Source organism: Sphingopyxis sp. JAI128, assembly GCF_014207235.1.
GTDB lineage: Bacteria > Pseudomonadota > Alphaproteobacteria > Sphingomonadales > Sphingomonadaceae > Sphingopyxis.
In genome coordinates this window covers 163,377-182,607 of sequence record NZ_JACHDA010000008.1, presented here as the reverse complement: position 1 = coordinate 182,607, position 19,231 = coordinate 163,377, and the positions used below count along the sequence as shown (strand labels likewise).

General features: G+C 62.6%; 9 protein-coding genes. 3 read left to right on the top strand and 6 right to left on the bottom strand.

Annotated features, from left to right (window positions below):
* Positions 1–18 precede the first annotated feature (18 nt).
* Positions 19–2,226 carry an exo-alpha-sialidase gene (locus HDC35_RS17730; protein WP_184648706.1) on the bottom strand — a complete coding sequence of 736 codons (2,208 nt, stop codon included), beginning with the start codon at positions 2,224–2,226 and terminating at the stop codon, positions 19–21.
* Between the two features lie 195 nt (positions 2,227–2,421).
* Positions 2,422–4,311, bottom strand: coding sequence for a sialate O-acetylesterase (locus HDC35_RS17725; RefSeq protein WP_184648705.1), 1,890 nt, complete (start codon positions 4,309–4,311; stop codon positions 2,422–2,424).
* A gap of 147 nt (positions 4,312–4,458) precedes the next feature.
* On the opposite strand from HDC35_RS17725, the gene HDC35_RS17720 reads away from it, so the two are divergent.
* Positions 4,459–6,081 (top strand): alpha-L-fucosidase, encoded by a 1,623-nt coding sequence (locus HDC35_RS17720; RefSeq protein ID WP_184648704.1) that lies wholly within the window; start codon positions 4,459–4,461, stop codon positions 6,079–6,081.
* A gap of 132 nt (positions 6,082–6,213) precedes the next feature.
* Here HDC35_RS17720 and HDC35_RS17715 read toward each other — a convergent pair whose 3' ends face one another.
* The 3 genes from HDC35_RS17715 to HDC35_RS17705 are packed head-to-tail and all read right to left on the bottom strand — an operon-like array spanning position 6,214 to position 13,271.
* Entirely contained in the window at positions 6,214–9,123 is a 2,910-nt protein-coding gene (locus HDC35_RS17715) for a TIM-barrel domain-containing protein (RefSeq protein ID WP_184648703.1), read from the bottom strand.
* 17 nt (positions 9,124–9,140) lie between these two features.
* Complete coding sequence (locus tag HDC35_RS17710; RefSeq protein ID WP_311770797.1) at positions 9,141–10,790, bottom strand: DUF5597 domain-containing protein; 1,650 nt, start codon at positions 10,788–10,790, stop codon at positions 9,141–9,143.
* 21 nt (positions 10,791–10,811) lie between these two features.
* A complete protein-coding gene (locus tag HDC35_RS17705; RefSeq protein WP_184648702.1) occupies positions 10,812–13,271 on the bottom strand; it encodes a glycoside hydrolase family 3 protein in 2,460 nt (819 codons plus the stop codon).
* 160 nt (positions 13,272–13,431) lie between these two features.
* Between HDC35_RS17705 and HDC35_RS17700 the strand changes: the two genes are divergently transcribed.
* Both HDC35_RS17700 and HDC35_RS17695 read left to right on the top strand, forming a co-directional pair.
* Complete coding sequence (locus HDC35_RS17700) at positions 13,432–14,487, top strand: LacI family DNA-binding transcriptional regulator (RefSeq protein WP_184648701.1); 1,056 nt, start codon at positions 13,432–13,434, stop codon at positions 14,485–14,487.
* Positions 14,488–15,042: 555 nt separating this feature from the next.
* A complete protein-coding gene (locus tag HDC35_RS17695) occupies positions 15,043–17,160 on the top strand; it encodes a glycoside hydrolase family 2 protein (RefSeq protein WP_184648700.1) in 2,118 nt (705 codons plus the stop codon).
* Between the two features lie 109 nt (positions 17,161–17,269).
* Here the strand turns inward: HDC35_RS17695 and HDC35_RS17690 are convergent, their stop codons facing one another.
* Positions 17,270–19,153 carry a glycoside hydrolase family 97 protein gene (locus HDC35_RS17690; protein WP_184648699.1) on the bottom strand — a complete coding sequence of 628 codons (1,884 nt, stop codon included), beginning with the start codon at positions 19,151–19,153 and terminating at the stop codon, positions 17,270–17,272.
* Positions 19,154–19,231 lie beyond the last annotated feature (78 nt).

Sequence of the window (19,231 nt, the reverse complement as noted above, 5' to 3'; positions counted from 1 at the left end):
CGTGGACCAAATGCCGGGTCAGGATCCCGGCGCGGCCGGCCGCCCCGCAATCACGCCGCGGCCGTGCGGTGCGATATAGAGCGTGCCGGGCTCGATCCAGTCGCCTGCGATCGCGCGCAGTTCGCCGTAACGATGGGCATCGTCGTTGATCCGCACCCAGCTTGCGGCCTTGTCGTCCGACCGCCACAATCCCTCGACCCCCTTGACCTTGCCCCACAGGAAAATGGCGGGATAGTTGCCTTTGACCGTCGGGGCCCCGAACGAAATGAGCCAAGGCTCGTCCACATTGCGTATCTGGACCATCTTCGACTTGCTGTCGGGTGAATGGAACAGGCCGGTCGAGGTCGCCAGCCACAGGTCGCGGACGCGGGTCGGCACGACGGCGAGCTGGACATTTTGCCATGGTTCGAACGTGGGAAGCCCTTCGACGAGGACATTGAACTGCGCGCCGCCGTCGCCGCTCGCCAGGATGCGCGAAGTGGACCGGTCGAAGACATAGAAGATGCCGTCGGCGACTTTGTCGGCGATGGGCCGCAGCGACTGGTCGGTCGGCCATCCGGCGGAACGCTGCCAGCTCGTGCCGCCATCCTTCGAATAATAGGCACCGTCCTTTTCGGGAGCCCAAACGAGCGAGGATCCTGCAGCAGAGATCGCGATCGTGCCTGCGCTGCGCCAGCCTTCGCCCTGCGCAGGCCGCCTGTAAGGCGTCGATACGAAGGGTTCCCAGTTCTCGCCTCCGTCCTGCGACGTGAAGCCGTTGGTCGGTGAATTCGCGGTAGTGCGCACGACCATTCCGGGCTTGAGGCCGGCATAGTCGATGCTGAAATTATTCTCGTTGTTCGGGGTGAGGAGGCCTATACGCGGTGTGCGGGTCAGATCGTCCCAGGTGGCGCCACCGATATCGCCCATTGCCGCCATAACCCTGGCGCCGCGGGTCGGCGACACCAGCTGCAAGGTTGCCGTCTCCTCGAGGTTGTTGACCGCAAAGTCGAATTCAACCTTCTGATCGGCCTGCACCGACGCAAGATTACGGCTCATCCATACGCCGTAACCGGTGCCGTAGACCATCTCGTCGGGATTGAACGGGTTGAACTTCAGGTCCGAAATCCAGTGCCCCATCTTGTCCTCACCCTTGAGGTAATCGACCAGCCAGGGATAGGCTGTCGACAGATGGCGCGACTTTTCCTGCAAGCCGGTCCAGCTCTCGCCGCCATCGCGGGACATGTAGACTTCATCGCCCGGATGCCAGCGGTTCAGCGTCGACACGGCGACGGTTCCGTCGCGCGAGACATCGATGCCAGAGTAGCCGCCGCCGACGTTGGGGAAGGGGCCTTTCGGCGTGACGTCGCGCCATTTGCCGGAGTTGCCGTCCCGCTTCCAAACGGCGCCGGTCCTGGCATGGCTGGGGTTGACGACGACTTTTCCTTCGCCCTTGGCGAAAGCGACATAGAGCGACCCGTCGGGAGCGAAGGCCAGGCGCTGGGGCACCATTGCGGGGGGCCCCTGAACCGGCGCGAAGGATTGGCCGCCGTCCGTGCTCAGCAAGAGGGCGCCTTCGCCATCGGCTGTACCGGCCCACAGCGTGCCGCTTTTCGAAGGATCGGCTGCGACGAGGCTGAAGGTGCGGGTGGAGGCGGATGTGCGCGCGAAACTCTGCCCGCCGTCCGCGCTCTTCCACAGGCCGTCCTCGTTGGAGCCATAATAGACTATGTCGGAATTGTGCGGATCGACGATGAGGCGTTCGCCGCTGCCGCGCCCGTCGGAATTGCCGCCCACATGAATGGGAAGATCGACCTTTTGCCAGCTTTGACCCCGGTCATTGGACCGGAGGATCGCGCCCTTGCGCGACCATTGGCCGAGATAGAGGCCGGTCGCCGCATAGACTTTATCGGGATTGGCGGGATCGAGCGCGATGCTGAGGACGCCCATAAGGTCGCCATCCTGTCGGTCCAGATGATCGGTGAGGGGGATCCAGCGCTTCGCCGAATAATCATAACGATAAAGCCCGCCGATGTCGGTTCGCGTATAGAGAAGACCCTTCTCGCGCGGGTGATAGACGAAACCATCGACATAACCGCCGCCGCCAAAGGGCACCGTCTGCCACACATAAGGCGCCGCCTGCTGCGCCGCGGAAGGGGAGGGCGTAAAGAGTGTGCCGGAGAATAAGAGACAACAGCCCAGCAAAGCCGTGGCTGACCAGCGGCCGGTACGTCGAATATTCATCACATGCTCTCCCCTTATATTATTTGATCGTTCGGCTCGTTCCGTATCGTTTTCGGCGGGCAGTCGAATTGCTGCCATTGGGTTTGATTTCTCGAAATACCGGGAAGGAGTTCGGCGTCATCGGGGCGGGCAAGACTTCGCCCCTGCGTTCATCAGCAGGTCAATGACGCCGGAAGCTCTGGATGGCTGTTGCTCCGTTCACTCAATCGGCATTGAAAAGCCGGTCGCCGGCAGTTCGGCCTCGTTGTAAAGATTCACGATCGGGCTAGCCTGCCAGAGATAGCGGACCTCGCGAGCGCTGGAATCCGCCGGCAACAGAATGGTTTCGCCCTCCAGCTCGCCGTCCACAAATCGGCAGTTTGCCGCAGCATCGCACAGCTCAAATCCGATTGCCGACGCGCCGCCCACCAGCTTGAGCGGGCCATGGGTGAAGCGAATCGCGATACCTTTTGCCGTGCGTCCAATGGAAACCGGGGCCGGTCCGCGGTCTTCGACGTCCTCGCCGAGGGCGATGTGCCGGGCCGCAAGGGCAAGGCGCTTGCCGACGTCCTGCTTGTTGGTCGGATGGATATCGGTGACCTGCCCGATGTCGACGGCGCTTGCCATGCCGACCTGCGGATCGGCATCGGCGACACGGCGTTGGACATCGCGCAATTGCCCCCAGGAAGCGTCCGACGGGGTAGAGGCAAGCGGCCCGAAATTGGCAAGCTGCACCATCAGGAACGGGGCGGCGCCAAATCGCTTGCGCCAATCGGCGATCAGCAAGGGCATCAATTCGGCATATCCCTTGGCGTCGCCCGCATTGGCCTCGCCCTGATACCAGGCGAAGCCCGTCAGGGGATAGCCGTGCAGCGGCGCGATCATGCCGTTGTAGAGCGTTGTGCGGCCAGCGCCGCCGGCCCACGGCACGCTGGGCGGCATCTCACCGTTTTCGAGCGGCCGCCCTTTGGCGAAGGTCCAGTCGGAAAGCGGCAGAATCGTGCCGTCGCCGAGGGTGAGCGTACGCGCAGCTTCACCCACCAGGCCACCGCCACCGCCCGTGTCGACGACCGTCACGTCGATGAAATTGTCACCGGCCTTCAGCACGCCTGCGGGCACCTCATAATCCCGCTTTTTTTGCCAGCCCTGGTCGGCACCCACGATCTTGCCGTTGATCCGCGTGACATCGATGTCGTCGACCGCTCCGATCGCGATGCGCGCGGGCTTTCCGGCCTGTGTCGTAGTCAGCTTCACACGGGCGCGGTAATAACCGACTCCGTCGAAGGTCGCGAGCGCGCCGTCCCCCCATTGTTCCCACATCTGCTTGTTCGGGACCGCGCGCCAGACCGCCTTGGCGGACGCAGTGGCGTCGCCGCCCAGCCACTGCTGCAACAGCTTTGCCCAGCTGTTCGCGGCGTTACCTGGATCGCGGGCATATTGGTCCATCAGCGCAAGGTCGGTCCGATAGCGCGGCAGCGTCTGCAACGCGTCGCGGCTGATCCATTCTTCGATCGGCGACCCGCCCCAGCTTGCCGCGATCAGACCGATCGGTATCTTCTGCTTCGCCTGAAGCTCGCGGCCCATGATGTAGCAGGCGGCCGAGAAGTCTACCGCGCTTTCCGGTCCGGAACGCTGCCATTCGGTCTCGGCCGAAAAACGCTGCTGGGGCGCCGGGGTCGACTGGCGCGGCACGTTCAGAAGCCGCAGCATCGGGTGGGTGGAGTAAGGCACCTCAAAGGCGGCGTTAGTGGCATAGCGCAGCGTGAATTCCATGTTCGACTGGCCCGAACAGAGCCAGACATCGCCCACCATGATATCGTCGAGCCGCTTCTCCTCGCCGCCGCTGCTGATCGTAAGGACATAGGGGCCGCCCGCTGCGCGGCTGGGCAGATTCACCTGCCAGCGCCCGTCGTTGCCGGCTTTGGCGCTGTGCGATTCGCCGTCGAAAGTGACGTTGACGACACTACCTGGCTCCGCAGCGCCGCTGATCGGAATCTCGCGGCCGCGCTGAAACACTGCGTGGGAGGTATAGGCCGGGTCCAGAACAAGCGGTGCCGCATTGGCGGCAGCCGGCAGCGCCGCCAGAACAAGTGCCGGAATGATCTTCATGTTGCGCCTTTCCATATGGGAGCGCGGCCTGGCCATTCGATCGCGGCCTGCACGCGTCCCAATCCTCTTCCTCTTCTTAATCTTGTATGGTAGCGTTACCAAAAACGCTCATCCGCACGCAAGCGGAAATTCGAAGGAGAGGATTAAATGTTGAAGATTGGTCGCCGTGGTATGATGGCGGGCGCTCTGGCGATGCGCGGCGCGGCGTCCGCGAACGCCTCGGTGTTCAAACCAAACTGGTCCTCCATTGTCGCGGGCTGGGAAACCCCGGAATGGTTTCGCGACGCCAAGTTCGGCATCTGGGCGCACTGGGGACCGCAATGCCAGCCCGAGGCGGGCGACTGGTATGGGCGCTTGATGTATGTGCCCGGAAGCGACGCCTACAAGCATCATCTCGCCAATTACGGGCATCCCGCCGATACCGGCTTTATGGAGATCATCGGCAAGTGGAAGGCCGAGGCGTGGGACCCCGCCGCGCTGCTGCGCCGCTACAAGCAGGTCGGCGCAAAATACTTCATGGCGATGGCCGGCCATCACGACAATTTCGACCTGTACGATAGCAAATATCACGCGTGGAATTCGACCCGGGTTGGCCCGAAGCGCGACATCGTGGCGGGTTGGGAAAAGGCGACCCGGGCCGAAGGGCTGCCCTTTGGCGTCAGCAACCACGTCAGCCATGCTTGGCACTGGTACCAGACGGCCTATGGCTATGATCCCGAAGGTGCCAGGTCGGGGCAGCGCTATGACGCATTCAAGCTGCGCCGCGAGCAGGGCCACGGCAAATGGTGGGACGGGCTCGACCCGCAGGAGCTCTACACCGGCCCCAGCTTCGTGGCGCCCGACGGGATCGCCAGCAACGCGTCCATGGAGGCGTGGCACCAGGTGCATGACGGGCGCTGGCTGGAACATGCCGCTTCACGGAACCCGGCGTTCATCCAGAAGTGGCTCCTCCGCCAGAATGACCTGGTCGATAAATATCGGCCGGACATGGTCTATTTCGACGACACCCAGATACCGTTCGGAACCGTGGGACTGGAGGCCATCTCCCATTATTACAATCGCGCCGTCGAATGGCACGGCAGCCCCAATGTCGTGCTGACGTCGAAACTTCTGACCGATTATATGCAGCGTGGGCTGATGAACGACGTGGAGCGCGGCTTCTCGCCCGTGATGCGCGCACAACCGTGGCAAACCTGCACCTGTATCGGCGACTGGCATTATAATCGGGGGCGCTATGACCATAAATATTATGTCCCGGCGCAGAAGGTCGTTCAGCGCCTGTGCGACATTGTGTCGAAGAACGGCAATCTCCTTCTTTCTGTCCCGCTCCGGGGCGACGGCACGCTCGACAGCGAGGAGGAAAAGATCCTCGACGGCATCGCGGCCTGGTTGCGGGTCAACGGGGATGCCGCCATTTTCGGCAGCCGCCCATGGCGGATATTCGGCGAAGGGCCGACCGACCTGCCCGGGGGCAAGATGGAGGAGGACAAGGCCAGCGATTTTACCGAGCAGGATGTGCGCTATACCGTCAACAAGGGGGCGCTGTATGCGGTTCTGATGCTATGGCCCAAGAGCACGCTGCGTATCGCGTCGCTGGGGCTCCGTGCGCTCTCCGGCGCGAAGATCGTGAAGGCCGAAATTGTCGGCGGCGGCAAACTTTCCTGGAAACAGCTGGACGATGCGCTGGTACTGACGCTGCCCCCCGCCAAGCCGGGCCAGATGGTTCCGGTTGTCCGGCTGCGTGGGGAGGGGCTGGTCGGCCAGGCCTGAATTCAGGTCTTCAGGATCAAATGAAAATGAAGGAGCCGGGCGCGACAGCCTCGCACCCGGCTCTTTCACTGCATATGAGTTGCAGGAGGCTGGCGGGACGTCGCCGGCGCGACATCCCGCCGTTTGCCCGTCTCAGGGCTTGCGCACCGTGACGGCGGTTCCGTCGTAGACGATCGAGGTTTTCCCATTCTCCGCGAAGTCGATCGGCCGCGCGGTAGCGCTGTCATAGAAGCGGACGGAAATGCCGCGTTTGAAGATCATGCCGGCGTGGCCGCCTTCGCGCTTGCCGATGGTCAGCTCGCCCTTGGCTTGGTTCCACCGGATGGGAATTCGGGTAAATTCGCCGCGCTTATAGCCCTCGCTGGTGCCGTCATCCTCATAGAGCGAGAAACTGCCGTCAGCGCCGGTAAACACGTGCAGCACGATGGGGCCATCGGGTTCCTCGCGCGTGTACTCGATCTCCGGTCCCGTCGGTACGATCGCACCGGAGCGCACGAACAGAGGCATGCGTTCATAGGGCGCATCAGCGACGATCTCCTGCCCGCCCTTGTAATAGGCGCCGCTGCTGAAATCATACCAGCCGGCGCCGGCGGGCAGATATACCTTGCGGCTGCGGGCCTTGAACTCGGTGACGGGCGCCACCAGGAAGGCGCTGCCGAACATATACTGATCGTTGATGTTCCGCGCCTTGAGATCGGTCGGGAAGTCCATGACCAGGCCGCGCATCATCGTGCCGTCCTTCTGCCACGTATCGCCCGCCAGCGTGTAGATATAGGGCATCAGCCGGTAGCGTAGCTTCAGATACCATTCCATTGAGGAATACATGGGCGACCCTTCGGGCGCGATCTCGTAGATTTCGCGCTTGGGGGTTTCGCCATGGCTGCGGAACAACGGCGAGAAGGCGCCGAACTGGAACCAGCGCAGGTTGAGCTCGCGCCACTCATCGATATGCGCGGGATCCTGCCTGGTATAGCGATCTTCGAGCGCGAAGCCGCCGATATCGTGTGTCCAGTTGGGTATGCCCGACATGGAAAGGTTGACGCCCGCCGAGACCTGGTCCTTGAGGTCGTCCCAGCGGGATACGACGTCGCCGGACCACAGCGCCGTTCCCGCGCGCTGGATGCCGCCGAAGCCGGAGCGCGAAAGGATGAACGGGCGCACGTCGGGCTTCGACATCAACTGGCGCTGATAGACGCCTTCGCTATGCACGAGCGGATAGCTGTTGAAGAAGGCTGCGCCGGGGCCTTTCGCCGTCGGACCCATGCGATAGGCGCGCTCCTCGACCGAAAGATTCGAGTGGGCATCGGGCTCGTCCGCGTCGAGCCACCAGGCATCGAAGCCCAGATCGCCCAGATTTTCGCGGATCTGCCGCCAATAAATGTCCTGCGCCTTGGGATTATAAGGGTCGTAAAAGGCGTTGGCATAGCCCGGACCCACCCAGTCGCGGTACATCTTCGCAATATATTTCGGATCGGTCGGCTCATCGGGGCGCTGTTCGACCATGCGGCGATAGATGCCGCCGATCTTGTCGAGTTCCTTGTAATTGTCCGTGGCCGGATAGAATTTTGGCCAGACCGAGACCATGATCCGCGCGTTGAGGGCATGGACTTCGTCCACCATGCCCTTGGGATCGGGAAAACGCTTGGCATCGAAACAGTGGCATCCCCACTTGTCGTCTTCCCAATAACGCCAGTCGAGCACGATATTGTCGAGCGGCAGGTTACGGCGGCGATACTCGCGCACGACGCCGAGAAGTTCGTCCTGCGTGTCGTAGCGCTGGCGGCTCTGCCAGAAGCCATAGGCCCATTGCGGCAGCATCGCCGACTTGCCGGTCAGCTTGCGATAACCGGCGATCGCGCCGTCCATATCCTTGCCGGCCGTCACATAATAATCGACGGCGTGGCCCAGATCGGACGCAAAGGCGAGCGAATGGCGGTCCGCGTCGGGGATGGGATCATTGTGGACGAGCGCGATATAGCCCGCGTTGGGTTCCCATTCGATGCGAATGTCGGCGGCCTTGCCGGCCTTCATCGGCACGTCGAAGTTATGATACCAAGGGTTCCAGTTCTGGCGCCAGCGCTCCAGTACCTCTTTCCCGTCGACGAACACCTTGGCATAGCTCGACGAATAGAGCCGGAACCGGTGGAGACCGCTCGTGCCTGGCGTCACCTTGCCAGTCCAGATCACGCGCTGCGTCTGGACGGCGTTGCCGGCGGTGTTCTGCCCGGCGGTCGAGGCGACGGTCTGTGCCTTGGCTTCCTCCGGCCAGCGCATATTGTCGCGGATATATTGGTAGTTGATGACCTGTTCGTTCTGCGTGACGGCAAGCCTGTCGCCCAGATAATATTGCGCGGTCCAGCCCGGCTTGCCATCGGTCCCGGTGATCTTCAGGCCATCGCCATCGCCGCCTGCAAAGGCATAGGGCTTGGGGTTGCCGAAGCGGGTGATCGAATTATTGTCCCAGAGCAGCCCGTAATTGCGCGTTGAAACGACGAATGGGACGCCAATGTCCATATTATGCTGGGCGAGTTCTACGTCCTCGCCATTATAGTTCATCTGCCCATTCTGATGCTGGCCGAGACCGTAGAAGCCCTCGTCGGTATTACGGTTGAACTGTTGGCGAACGCCGAGAAAGTTATGTCCTTCGACCGTCTTCGGTTCGAACGCGGCGCGGGACGATTCGCTGAGAATGGCCTTGCCGCTGGCGTCCAGAAAGCTGACTTGGCCGCTGGTCAGATTGACCCGCGCCGTTACGGCAGGCAGCTTCAGCGTGACCATGCCCTTGCTCTCGCTGATGACCGGGTTGCCGTCCGGTACTGCCGTGACCATGAGGCTGTCCGGCACGGCCTCGAAATTTTCGCCCGGAATGGCGGTGACGCGGAAGGCTTCGTCGCCAAAGGCGAGGATGCGGACGCGTTTCGCCGGACCTTCATCGGGCGAGACGATGATCCCGTTGTCGACCTTCTGGAAACTGCCTGCAAGCGCGGCGGTGCTGGAGGTTGCCAGCAGCGCACAAAAGGCAAGGCGGGAAAAAGTCTTCATGATCTTGCTCCGGTTATTCAATTGGGGTTCCCGACGGGGATGGGCGGCGTGCCCTTGTAGGTCGCGAGCGTGACCCGCAGGATCTGCTCGCGGTCGGTGAAATTCAGGCCATAATCGATGGAATCACCGTTCCACACGCGGCGGAAGACCCATTTCCCCTTGTCGAAATAGCCTTCCTCCACCCGCAGCATCATCATCGATTCAAACGGCGCGGGCTTGCTGAGGCCGAAATAGACGCGGGAATGGAAACCGGTGACGAGGAACTCGTTTTCGCCTAACTGAGCGACCGCCACGCCGCCCGACGGCTCCGGGTTGCCGGTGGGCTTGTCGGTCCCGAACTGCCACTGACCGAAGGTAACGGTCATATTATACTTGCCCATGTCGATGCGCTGGGTGTGCTCGGCCTTCGGGTCGGTCGGCTCGGCGACGCCCCAGGTCTTGCCCTGTGCCGCCCAGCCTGCCCATTCGCGCTGCATGGGCGCGAACAGGCGGTAATTGCGCGCGAAGGGTTCCATCGTCTCGTCATCGAGCGTCTTCGCGCCGAGCGGGAAGTTCTGATAGCCGGTATAATCCATGCCGAACGGCGCCCAGCCGATCGCCCCCTTGCCGACGGCGGGGAAGAAATATCGGGCGAAGTCCTTGTCATTCCCGGTTTCGGGCACGAAAAGCGCGTTGTCGGGCCGGTCGTAATAGTCGAGATAGGCCATATAGGCCGCGTGATCGCGCGCGTAGATGTCCGGCGCGACGATATCGATCGCCGGGGCGGCCGCCTTGTAGACGTCGATCACATGGTGCACGGGGCCGCCGCTGGCATAGGTGGTCGCCGGCTGGCGGCCGAAGGCGGCGGCGAGCGCGGCGTTCATATACATGGGGAGGGGTTTTACCGCCTTGCCGGCGGCCGCGATTTCGCTGGTGTAGCTGGCGATCGACCAAGCGTGGAAATATTCGTCGGCGTCGGACCCGAACACCTGGCGCCATGTGCCAGGCTTCTTCTTCATCTGCCTCAGCAGGCGCGCGGGAACCTGACCATCGAACAGCTTTTGCGCGACGGGCGAGAAGTCGCGGACGCTTCCGTAGCTGCCCGGCTCATTCTGCGGTTGAACCATGATCACGGTATTCTGGGGATCGTTTTTCCTGAGATACTCCATCAGCTTGACGAAGGCGCGCTTGTCCGCCTCCAGCGTCGCGCGATGGTGCGGCGAAAGCGCATAATGCACTTCACCCTTGGCATTGATCATGCGCGGAAAGCGCTTCTGGTCGAGCTTTACCCATGCGGGCGTGTAGCCGGGCGCCGTGTTCTTCCAGGTACCGAACCACAGCAGCACCAAGCGTACATCATGTTCGCGCGCCTGGGGCAGCAGCGCGTCGAGAAAGGAGAAGTCGAACTTTCCCTCTTCCGGCTCGACCTGTTCCCAGCCGACAGGCACTTCGACCGTGTTGGCGTGCATCTTTTCGATCGCCGGCCAGACCTCTGGCAGTATGGCCGGATAGTTGGCGCTGTTGTTGACCTGCGCCCCCAGCATCAGAAAGGGTTTGCCATCGACGATCAGGGCATGTTGGCCGTTGCGGCTCTCAAGGCGGGGAAGCGCATTGCCTTGGGCCGCTGCGGGAGCAGCCGCCATGGACAGGGCGGCAAACGGCAGCAGCCAGCGGGTCAGTCGGTGCACAGGAAACCTCCCTTGCTGATTTTACAGCTTTGCCGGACAGAGGCCACCCGGCGCCTGCGTCGCGAGGCCGATCTCCGAGAAGGAGACCGTCAACGGCCCCGTTGCGGACAGCGCCCACACCGGACGCAGATGCGCCATATCCGCGCCGCTTTCGGCAAAGCATTTCAGCGGAATACGCACCGTTCGCCAGCCTTCACCGCCCTTGAAGATGTCGGTGACGTCGACTGTGCCGCTCCCCATCGTCAGGCCTACCCGGCCGGTGGCTGGCGCATCGACGCGATAGGTCATCTGCAGCATCATTTCGGCGCTGGATTCGAAGCGCAGATCGACGGCCTCGTCCGCGATGCTCGCCTTGGCGGTCGCCCCCGCCTTCCACCCAAGCTGCATCGCACCTTCCTGCCTGCTTGGCGAATCGACCGGACGCTGGGTAACGCCGGTGCCGAGGGTCAGCGAGAAGGGGGTGTGCACCCGTCCGTCTGCGAAATAGCGGCTCTTGTTGGCGGGCGTGGCATCGATGCCGGCCACTTCGCTCAGCCGTCCGAGGGCGCCGGGGTTGGCATAGCTCAGCCCGTAATCGAGCGCGAACAGCGGATCGTAACCGGGACCGCCCTTGTTCAGCGTGAATTGCGCCGCTGTTTTGGGCCAACTGAAGGAAAGGCGGCCGGTGAAGTCGTTGCGAGGCTTGCCCTGCGCATCGCCAATCAGCACGTCGGCAATGCCGCCGCCCTCGCTCCCGGGAAGCCAGGCCGCGACGAATGCGTCCGACTGGTTGAGTTCGGGATTGACCCACATCGGGCGGCCCGACAGGAACACGGACACCACCGGAATGCCTGCCGATTTCAGTTTCTTCAGCAGCGTCAGCGATTTCTTGTCGCCCGCCTCGAACTCAAGCGTGTGAAGGTCCCCCAAGCCCTCTGCATAGGGCTGTTCGCCGAATACGACGATGGCGAGGTCGGGCTTTTCCGTGAAGCTGCCGTCAACGCTCAGCGTCGCGCTGCCGCCGCCAGCCTTCATCGTCTCGGCAATGCCCGCATAGATCGACTGGGCGTTGGGGAAGTCGGCGTTCGTATTGCGGTCGCCCTGCCAGGACAGGGTCCAGCCGCCCGACTGCTGCGAAATATTGTCCGCCGCATCGCCCGCGACCAGAATGCGCGCCGAACCTTTCACCGGCAACACGCCGTTGTTCTTCAGCAGGACCAGCGACTTGCGCACTGCCTCGCGCGCTAGCGCCCGGTGTTCGGGCGACCCGATGACGTCGGTGCGGGCTTCAAAGGGGCGGGCAGGATCGAACAGGCCGGCCTTGAACTTCACGCGCAATATGCGGCGCACGGCATCGTCCACCCGCGCCATCGGGATCACGCCCTCGCGGACCTGCTTCACCGTGTTTTCGAACAGCCCCTTCCAGCTGTCTGGCGCCATCGCCATGTCGAGACCCGCATTGAAGGACTGCGGACAGTTGGTGGAGGTGCAGCCGGGGATTTGCGCATGACCGTTCCAGTCTCCGATGATAAAGCCGTCAAAGCCCATGCGTTCCTTGAGCACGCCGGTCAGCAGGCTCTTGTTGCCGTGCATCTTGACGCCTTGCCAGCTGTTGAAGCTCGCCATGATGGTGCGGGTGCCGGCCTCGATGGCGGGCGGATAACCGGCGGAATGAAGGGCGATCAACTCGTTTTCCGGGATGTCGGCATTGCCCTGATCGACGCCGTTCAGGGTGCCTCCGTCGCCTAGAAAATGCTTCGCGCTCGCGGACACATAGCCGTGCTGCAGCGTGCCCTTGCCCGGCGCACCCTGAAGCCCTTCGATCATCTGCGCGGAATAGGAACGCACGAGTTCCGGGTCCTCGGAATAGCCTTCATAGGTCCGGCCCCAGCGATCGTTCCGGGGCACCGCAAGTGTCGGCGCAAAGGCCCAGTCCATGCCGGCCGCGGCGGTTTCCCGTGCGGTGGCTTCGCCGATCCGGCGGATCAGGCCGGGATCATGGGTCGCGCCAAGAGCGCTGTTATGCGGAAACAGGGTCGCGCCGACGACATTGTTGTTGCCGTGCACCGCGTCAATCCCGAACATGATCGGAATGGGCACATGGCCTGGCCGCTTTTCCATCGCGATGGCGTTGAAGGCGCGGACGGTTTCGATCCACGGCCCGGCGGGCGAGCGGTCGGGCGCATTCAGCGGCGGCGAACTGCCGCCCGCCAGAATCGACCCCAGCGGATATTTGAGCAGATCCTCCGGTTTGACCGACGCCGTGTCGGCCTGGATCATCTGCCCAACTTTTTCCTCGAGCGACATGCGCTTCATCAGGGTCGTGATGCGCGCTTCGGTTTTTGCGTCGATCAGGCCCTGGCTTTTCGCCACAGGCCAGAGTTCCGGATGGGCAGTGCCCGGTTGCGACGGCTGCGCGCCGGTAGGAGTCGCGAAAAGTGCCAGAGTCACCGCGGACAAAGAGGTCCCCAAAAAAGCGGTTTGCGCTCGATTCAACAACATTTCACTCACTCTCCCTTGAGCGTCTTCTGTTCAATTGCCATTACTCATACATATTAAATGGGAGCGCTATCAACCCCAAAAATCTGGATCGATCCGCGTTTATCGCTCTTCGGGGGTAGGGTGCTGGCCAAAAGCGGCTGCGAACGATAGAAGATCGCGCATGACGAATGGCAATGGATCGGTGCGCGGGTCGAGGCGCGGTCGCGGCGAGGTGACGATCAGCGAAGTCGCTGCAAAGGCTGGCGTTTCCCCAATGACGGTATCGCGCGTCATCAATGGCGGCAAGAATGTCCGGTCGGCGACGCGTGAATCCGTAGAGCGAGCGATCGCTGAACTCGACTATTCTCCCAATATTGCTGCGCGGCGGCTGGCGGCTGGCGGGGGGGTGCGGATCGGCTTGCTCTACAGCAACCCCAGTGCTGCCTATCTGAGCGAATTTCTCGTCGGAAGTCTTGACGAGGCGCGCCGGAACGATGTCCAGTTGATCGTAGAGAAATGCGATGCCGGGGGCGAGATCGCTGCCGCCCGACATCTGCTCGACAGCCGGATCGACGGCCTGATCCTGCCGCCGCCCTTGTGTAACTCGCCGGAACTGGCCGATCTGGTGCGCAGGGAGAAAATCCCGGCGGTCGCCGTCGCTTCGGGTCTGCCGATCAAGGGTATATCGTCAGTGAATATCGACGACTTCGATGCGGCACGCGCCATGACCGATTATATTCTATCGCTTGGCCACAGGCGGATCGGCTTTATCGAGGGCAGTCCGGATCAGGCCGCGAGCGGCCGTCGACGCGAAGGCTATGTCGCGGCTCTGACCGAAGCGGGGATCGACGTGGATCCCGCGTTGATTGCACCGGGCCTGTTTACCTATCGGTCCGGTCTCGCCGCCGCCGAGCGTCTGCTCGACCTACCCGAACGCCCCACGGCGATCTTTGCAAGCAACGATGATATGGCAGCCGCAACCGTCGCCGCGGCACATCGCAGGGCCATCGATGTTCCGCGCCAACTCACCGTTTGCGGTTTCGACGATACGGCCCTGGCAACCACCATATGGCCGGAGTTGACGACCGTCCGCCAGCCGATTTCGGACATGTCGTGCGCGGCGCTGCAAATCCTGATGGCGGATATCGCTTCGCGCAACGGCGACGAGCCGCTCGAGCGGTGTGAAATCGTGGACTTCACGCTGATCCCGCGTGAGACGACCGCGCCGCTACAATAGAAGGCATTGCGGGGACATTGCCCAATCCGTGGTAGCCCCCGCCGCGCTCCGTCCTTTACTTCGTAACCGCCATTATCCGTTCGATCGCTTCGGCGTCTTTCACCGCCCCGGTGTTTCGGCCAGAAAGTCGCCCGTGTCCCGATACATCGGTACCAGGCCGTGCTGGAACGCCGACTGGGTGACATATTGAATCCAGTAAAGCCGGTCCGGATCCACGGCGTCGATAAAAGTCTGGTTATAGCTGCGATGGATGGGGCAATTTTCGGGTGGTCGCCCCCCGCCGGAACCGGCAGCGCCAATCCGCGCATGGCAAGCTTTCTGGTAGGCAGGTCGCGACCCGCGTCAGCCATCTGCTCTTTCCCTCTCCCTGGTCCGCGTTATCGGCCGGCGGTCCGACCGTTTGGACTGATGGACATTATATTTGTCTGATGATAGCGATAACAAAATGAGGTTGCGGTCACGCCTGTGTTGGGAGCGGCATCCTTCCATTCGCCGGCGCCATATCGAGAGCGACAAAAAAGCCCGCAGAAGGGTCTCGGGAGATAAATAATCGCTATGTTCAGCAGCATTGCCAATTTCACGGTCCGGCGGCTCACGGCTCCGCTATGGACCTTTCTGTTCATTCTCGGCTTTTTGGCTGCAGGCCCGGCCCAGGCAGCGGAGCGCGGCAGGACACCGATCGACGGCGTCTGGACCTTCCATCGCGCGGATGCGGCAGACGCCGGATCGCCCGATTATGACGATAAAAGCTGGTCCCGCGTCACATTGCCGCACACGTTCAACGGCAGCGATGGCGATGATGGCGGGGACTATTATCGCGGGCCTGCCTGGTATCGAACCCATGTGACGATGCCCGCGAAGGCGCCCGATCGCCGCTACTTCCTGGAATTTGACGGAGCCGCGCTGGCAACCGATCTCTGGGTCAACGGACGCAGCATCGGCCGGCACGAAGGCGGCTATGCCCGTTTCCGCTTCGATATCACCGACGCCCTGCAAGCGGGCAGCAACAGCATCGCCGTCCGCGTCGATAACAGCCGCCTGCCGGACATAGCGCCGCTGGGCGGCGATTTCACCGTATTCGGGGGCCTGTACCGCCGCGTCTGGCTGGTATCGGCGGACGCGCTGCATTTCGACATGAAAGATAATGGTGGCCCGGGCGTCTATGTCTCGACGCCCAAGGCGACGGCTGACGCCGCGCAGATTCGTGCGCGTCTGCGGCTTTCGAACGATACGAAGGCCAATATGCGCGTGCGCTATCGGATCAGCCTGCAGGATGCGGCGGGCCGGGAAGTCGCCCGGGCCGAAGATCGGGCCAGCCTGCCGTCCGCTCGTACAAGCGAAGTAACCGCCGAACTGGCCCTGTCGAACCCGCGCCTGTGGAACGGCATCGTCGATCCCTATCTCTACAAGGTGGTCGCGACGCTGTCCGATGCGAAGGGGAGAGTGCGCGACCGCGTCGAGCTTCCGCTCGGCATCCGTTCGATCGAAGTGACGGCTGACAAGGGGCTGTTGCTGAACGGCAAGCCCTATCGAATGTATGGCGTGAATTATTTCCATGCTCAGCGGCCCGGCAAGGGAACCGCCGTTTCCGACGAGGAAATATCGGAGGATATGCGGATCATCGCCGACATGGGCGCGACGGGCGTTCGCTTCGTGCATTATCAGCATCCGCAGCACGCCTATGACGAAGCGGACCGTCTGGGCCTGCTGGTGTGGACGGAAATCCCGCTCAACGGCGCGATCGACGCGGGTGAGGCGTTCGAGCGCAATGTCGCCGGGCAGATGCGGGAATTGATCGCGCAAAATGCGCACCATCCGTCGGTCGTCGTCTGGGGACTCGGCAATGAGGTCTATGAGGTGAGCGACGATGTGCTACGCGTGCTACGCACCGCGCAGGCGACGGCGCGCGCCGCCGATCCGTCGCGTCCGACCAGTTACGCGCATTGCTGCCAGAATGACGACAACCCCAAGGCGTTGGTTGCCGATCTAAGCGCCTTCAACCGCTATTTCGGCTGGTATCCCGATCAGAAGGGTTCGCTGGGCGAATGGGCGCGGAAATTTCGTGAGCGCTTTCCCGAGCGCGCCTTCGCGGTGGGCGAATATGGCGCGGGCGCGGGCATCCGCGCGCAGGAGAGCAACCCGGCACCGCCGGTGACGACGAGTGCCTGGCATCCCGAACAATATCAGACGGCCTATCATGAAGAGAATTGGCGGGGGATCCGGGACCTGCCCTATCTGTGGGGTTCCTTCATCTGGGTCGGCTTCGACCTCGCCTCCGACGGGCGGAGCGAAGGGGATCATAATGGCATGAACGACAAGGGCCTTGTGACTTATGATCGCGCGGTGCGGAAGGATGCCTATTATTGGTATCAGGCCAACTGGTCCGATCGGCCGATGCTGCACCTGACCGAGCGCCGCCATACGTACCGCACGCAGGATCGGGTGACGGTCCGGGCCTTCAGCAATCAGCCGTCGGTTCGCCTGACGGTGAACGGACGCACCCATCCCGAAGTGCCGGTGATCGACCATGTCGCGACCTGGACCGATGTGGCCCTGACGCCGGGAAGCAACCGGATGGAGTTGTCTTCGGGGGATCTGCGGGACGAGGCCGTCTGGACCTACGACCCCAACGCTCCGCTTCCCGACCGGCCGGCCGGGATAGCGGGGGAATGATCAGCGGCGCTGCCGCGTCGCCGCGTCCCGGCAGATGATTGCAAGGGACGAAATGAAGGCGGTCGTGCTTACCGAGCGCGGCGGCCTTTCTCGTTGCCCCGAATTTATGTCAGGATGCGGGTTTGATATGGATGGCGGTACCGCCGCCTGCGCTCATCTGGATGGACAGCGTATCCCGGCTTGTGACCTGTCGCGTCGTGCGTTCCACGTCGTTTGGGGAGGCGCCGTCCTGCCATATGGTTGCTTCAAAGCGTCCCGATCCGAGCAGCGAAAGCGGGATATCTACCCGGCGCGCCGCTTCGTTTGTCATGGCGCCGATATACCAGTCCTGCCCCTCGCGACGGGCAAGGACGACATGGCTTTGCGGCGTGCCTTCGATGAAGCGGGTTTCGTCCCACGCGGTCGGCACCTGCTTGATGAAATCGAAGCCGCTGGCGTTCGCATAGGCTTCGGGCTTGTCGGACACCATTTGCAACGGGCTGTCGTAGACCACGTACTGGGCCAGCGCCTGACCGCGCGTATGTCGAGTGGTCGGCATAGAGCCGTCGCCCGGACCGGCCGCCTTCGCGCCATTGCGGAAGCCGCCCGGCGTATAGTCCATCGGCCCCAGCAGCATCCGCGTATAGGCCAGCTTCACATTGTGCGTGGGGGTTACCCGGCCCCAGCCGAACTTGTTCCATTCGGCGCCCAACACACCTTCCTGCGTGATGTAGTTGGGATAGGTGCGTTGAAGACCCGAAGGCGGGAAGGCACCGTGCATGTTGAGCAGCAAGTGCCGTTTTGCCGTCGCTTCCGCAGCGCGCACATAGAAATCGATCATCTGCTGATCGTCGCGTTCCATGAAATCGACCTTCACGCCCTTGATGCCCCAGCGCCGGTAAAGGTCGAGCGCCTCGTCCATGCGGGCATCGAGATGGGCCCAATGCGTCCAGAGCAGCAGGTCCACACCCTTGCCCTTCGCATATTGCACGAGGGCGGGAATATCGATGCCGGGTTCGGCGCGGGTGATGTCGGTATCCGGGTTCGGTTCGACACCGCAGCACTCGCCAGAATTATACGCCCAGCCCGCGTCGACCATGAAATAGCGAAAGCCCGATTGCGCCGCAAAATCGATGAAGCGGCGATAACGCTCCATGCTCGGTTTTTCGGAAGTCGACGGGCCGGACCACCAGTCCCATGCGGCTTTACCCGGCTTCACCCAGGAGAAATCACCGCTGGCCTGCCGCGACAGATTGCCGATGAGGGGTGAAGCAATCAGGTCGCCCGCGCGATCGCCGGCCATGATGACGCGCCAGGCGCTGCGCAGGCCGTCGGGGGACTGGACCGCCAGACCGGGGTTGTCGCGGGGCGACAACAGTTGAACCTGTAAACCGCCGTCGACCGGCTTCAGCGCGGAGCTTGCATAGCCGTCGATCCCTGCCTGGGCGAAGGCGAAACTGGTCCGCCCGGAGGACGTCGCGCAGAGCATGGGCAGGTCGTAAAGCTTGGCCCGGTCGAGCGTGGCGATCGTCACCGAATTCCACGCCAATTCGTGCGAACTGCTGAATTCGGTCACCTCGCAGCGTGTGTCGCCGGTCATGCGAAATCCGGTTTTCTCTCCCGCGACGGCAACCGGCTTGCCGCCCGGCAGCACGTAACGGAACGCAACGCCATCGTTATAGGCGCGCGCTTCTATCGCCATCGTTCGCCCGTTCGTCCCCCTTTCGCGAAAGTGGATGACGGCGCCGTTATAATGATCCCTGGCCTCGTTCGCCTTCGTGGCGGTCAAGGGGATGGTGCGGTCGATCGATCGCTTTTGGGCACCGGTTTGTTCCCGCCCGGAAAATTCCGGGGCATTCGCCATGACCAGGCCCAATGGCGCGTCGCGGACGATATCTTCTCCCTTACGGGTCACGGAATATGTATTGCCGTCGGCCGCGATGCTGATGACGATGCTTTGATCGGGTGACGCGACTGCCAGCGGCGCTGCCGCCGCGAGAAGGATCGGGATCATTTTTCATCTTCCTTGATGATGCGGTCACCGATTGTGACGGCGATTGGTTGTCGGTTTCCGCGATCTGGAGGGCTGCCG

Excerpts from the sequence above, each read along its gene's own strand:
- HDC35_RS17725 (WP_184648705.1), bottom strand. The coding sequence starts at position 4,311 with ATGAAGATCATTCCGGCACTTGTTCTGGCGGCGCTGCCGGCTGCCGCC.
- HDC35_RS17720 (WP_184648704.1), top strand. The coding sequence starts at position 4,459 with ATGTTGAAGATTGGTCGCCGTGGTATGATGGCGGGCGCTCTGGCGATG.
- HDC35_RS17715 (WP_184648703.1), bottom strand. The coding sequence starts at position 9,123 with ATGAAGACTTTTTCCCGCCTTGCCTTTTGTGCGCTGCTGGCAACCTCC.
- HDC35_RS17705 (WP_184648702.1), bottom strand. The coding sequence starts at position 13,271 with ATGTTGTTGAATCGAGCGCAAACCGCTTTTTTGGGGACCTCTTTGTCC.
- HDC35_RS17700 (WP_184648701.1), top strand. The coding sequence starts at position 13,432 with ATGACGAATGGCAATGGATCGGTGCGCGGGTCGAGGCGCGGTCGCGGC.
- HDC35_RS17695 (WP_184648700.1), top strand. The coding sequence starts at position 15,043 with ATGTTCAGCAGCATTGCCAATTTCACGGTCCGGCGGCTCACGGCTCCG.
- HDC35_RS17690 (WP_184648699.1), bottom strand. The coding sequence starts at position 19,153 with ATGATCCCGATCCTTCTCGCGGCGGCAGCGCCGCTGGCAGTCGCGTCA.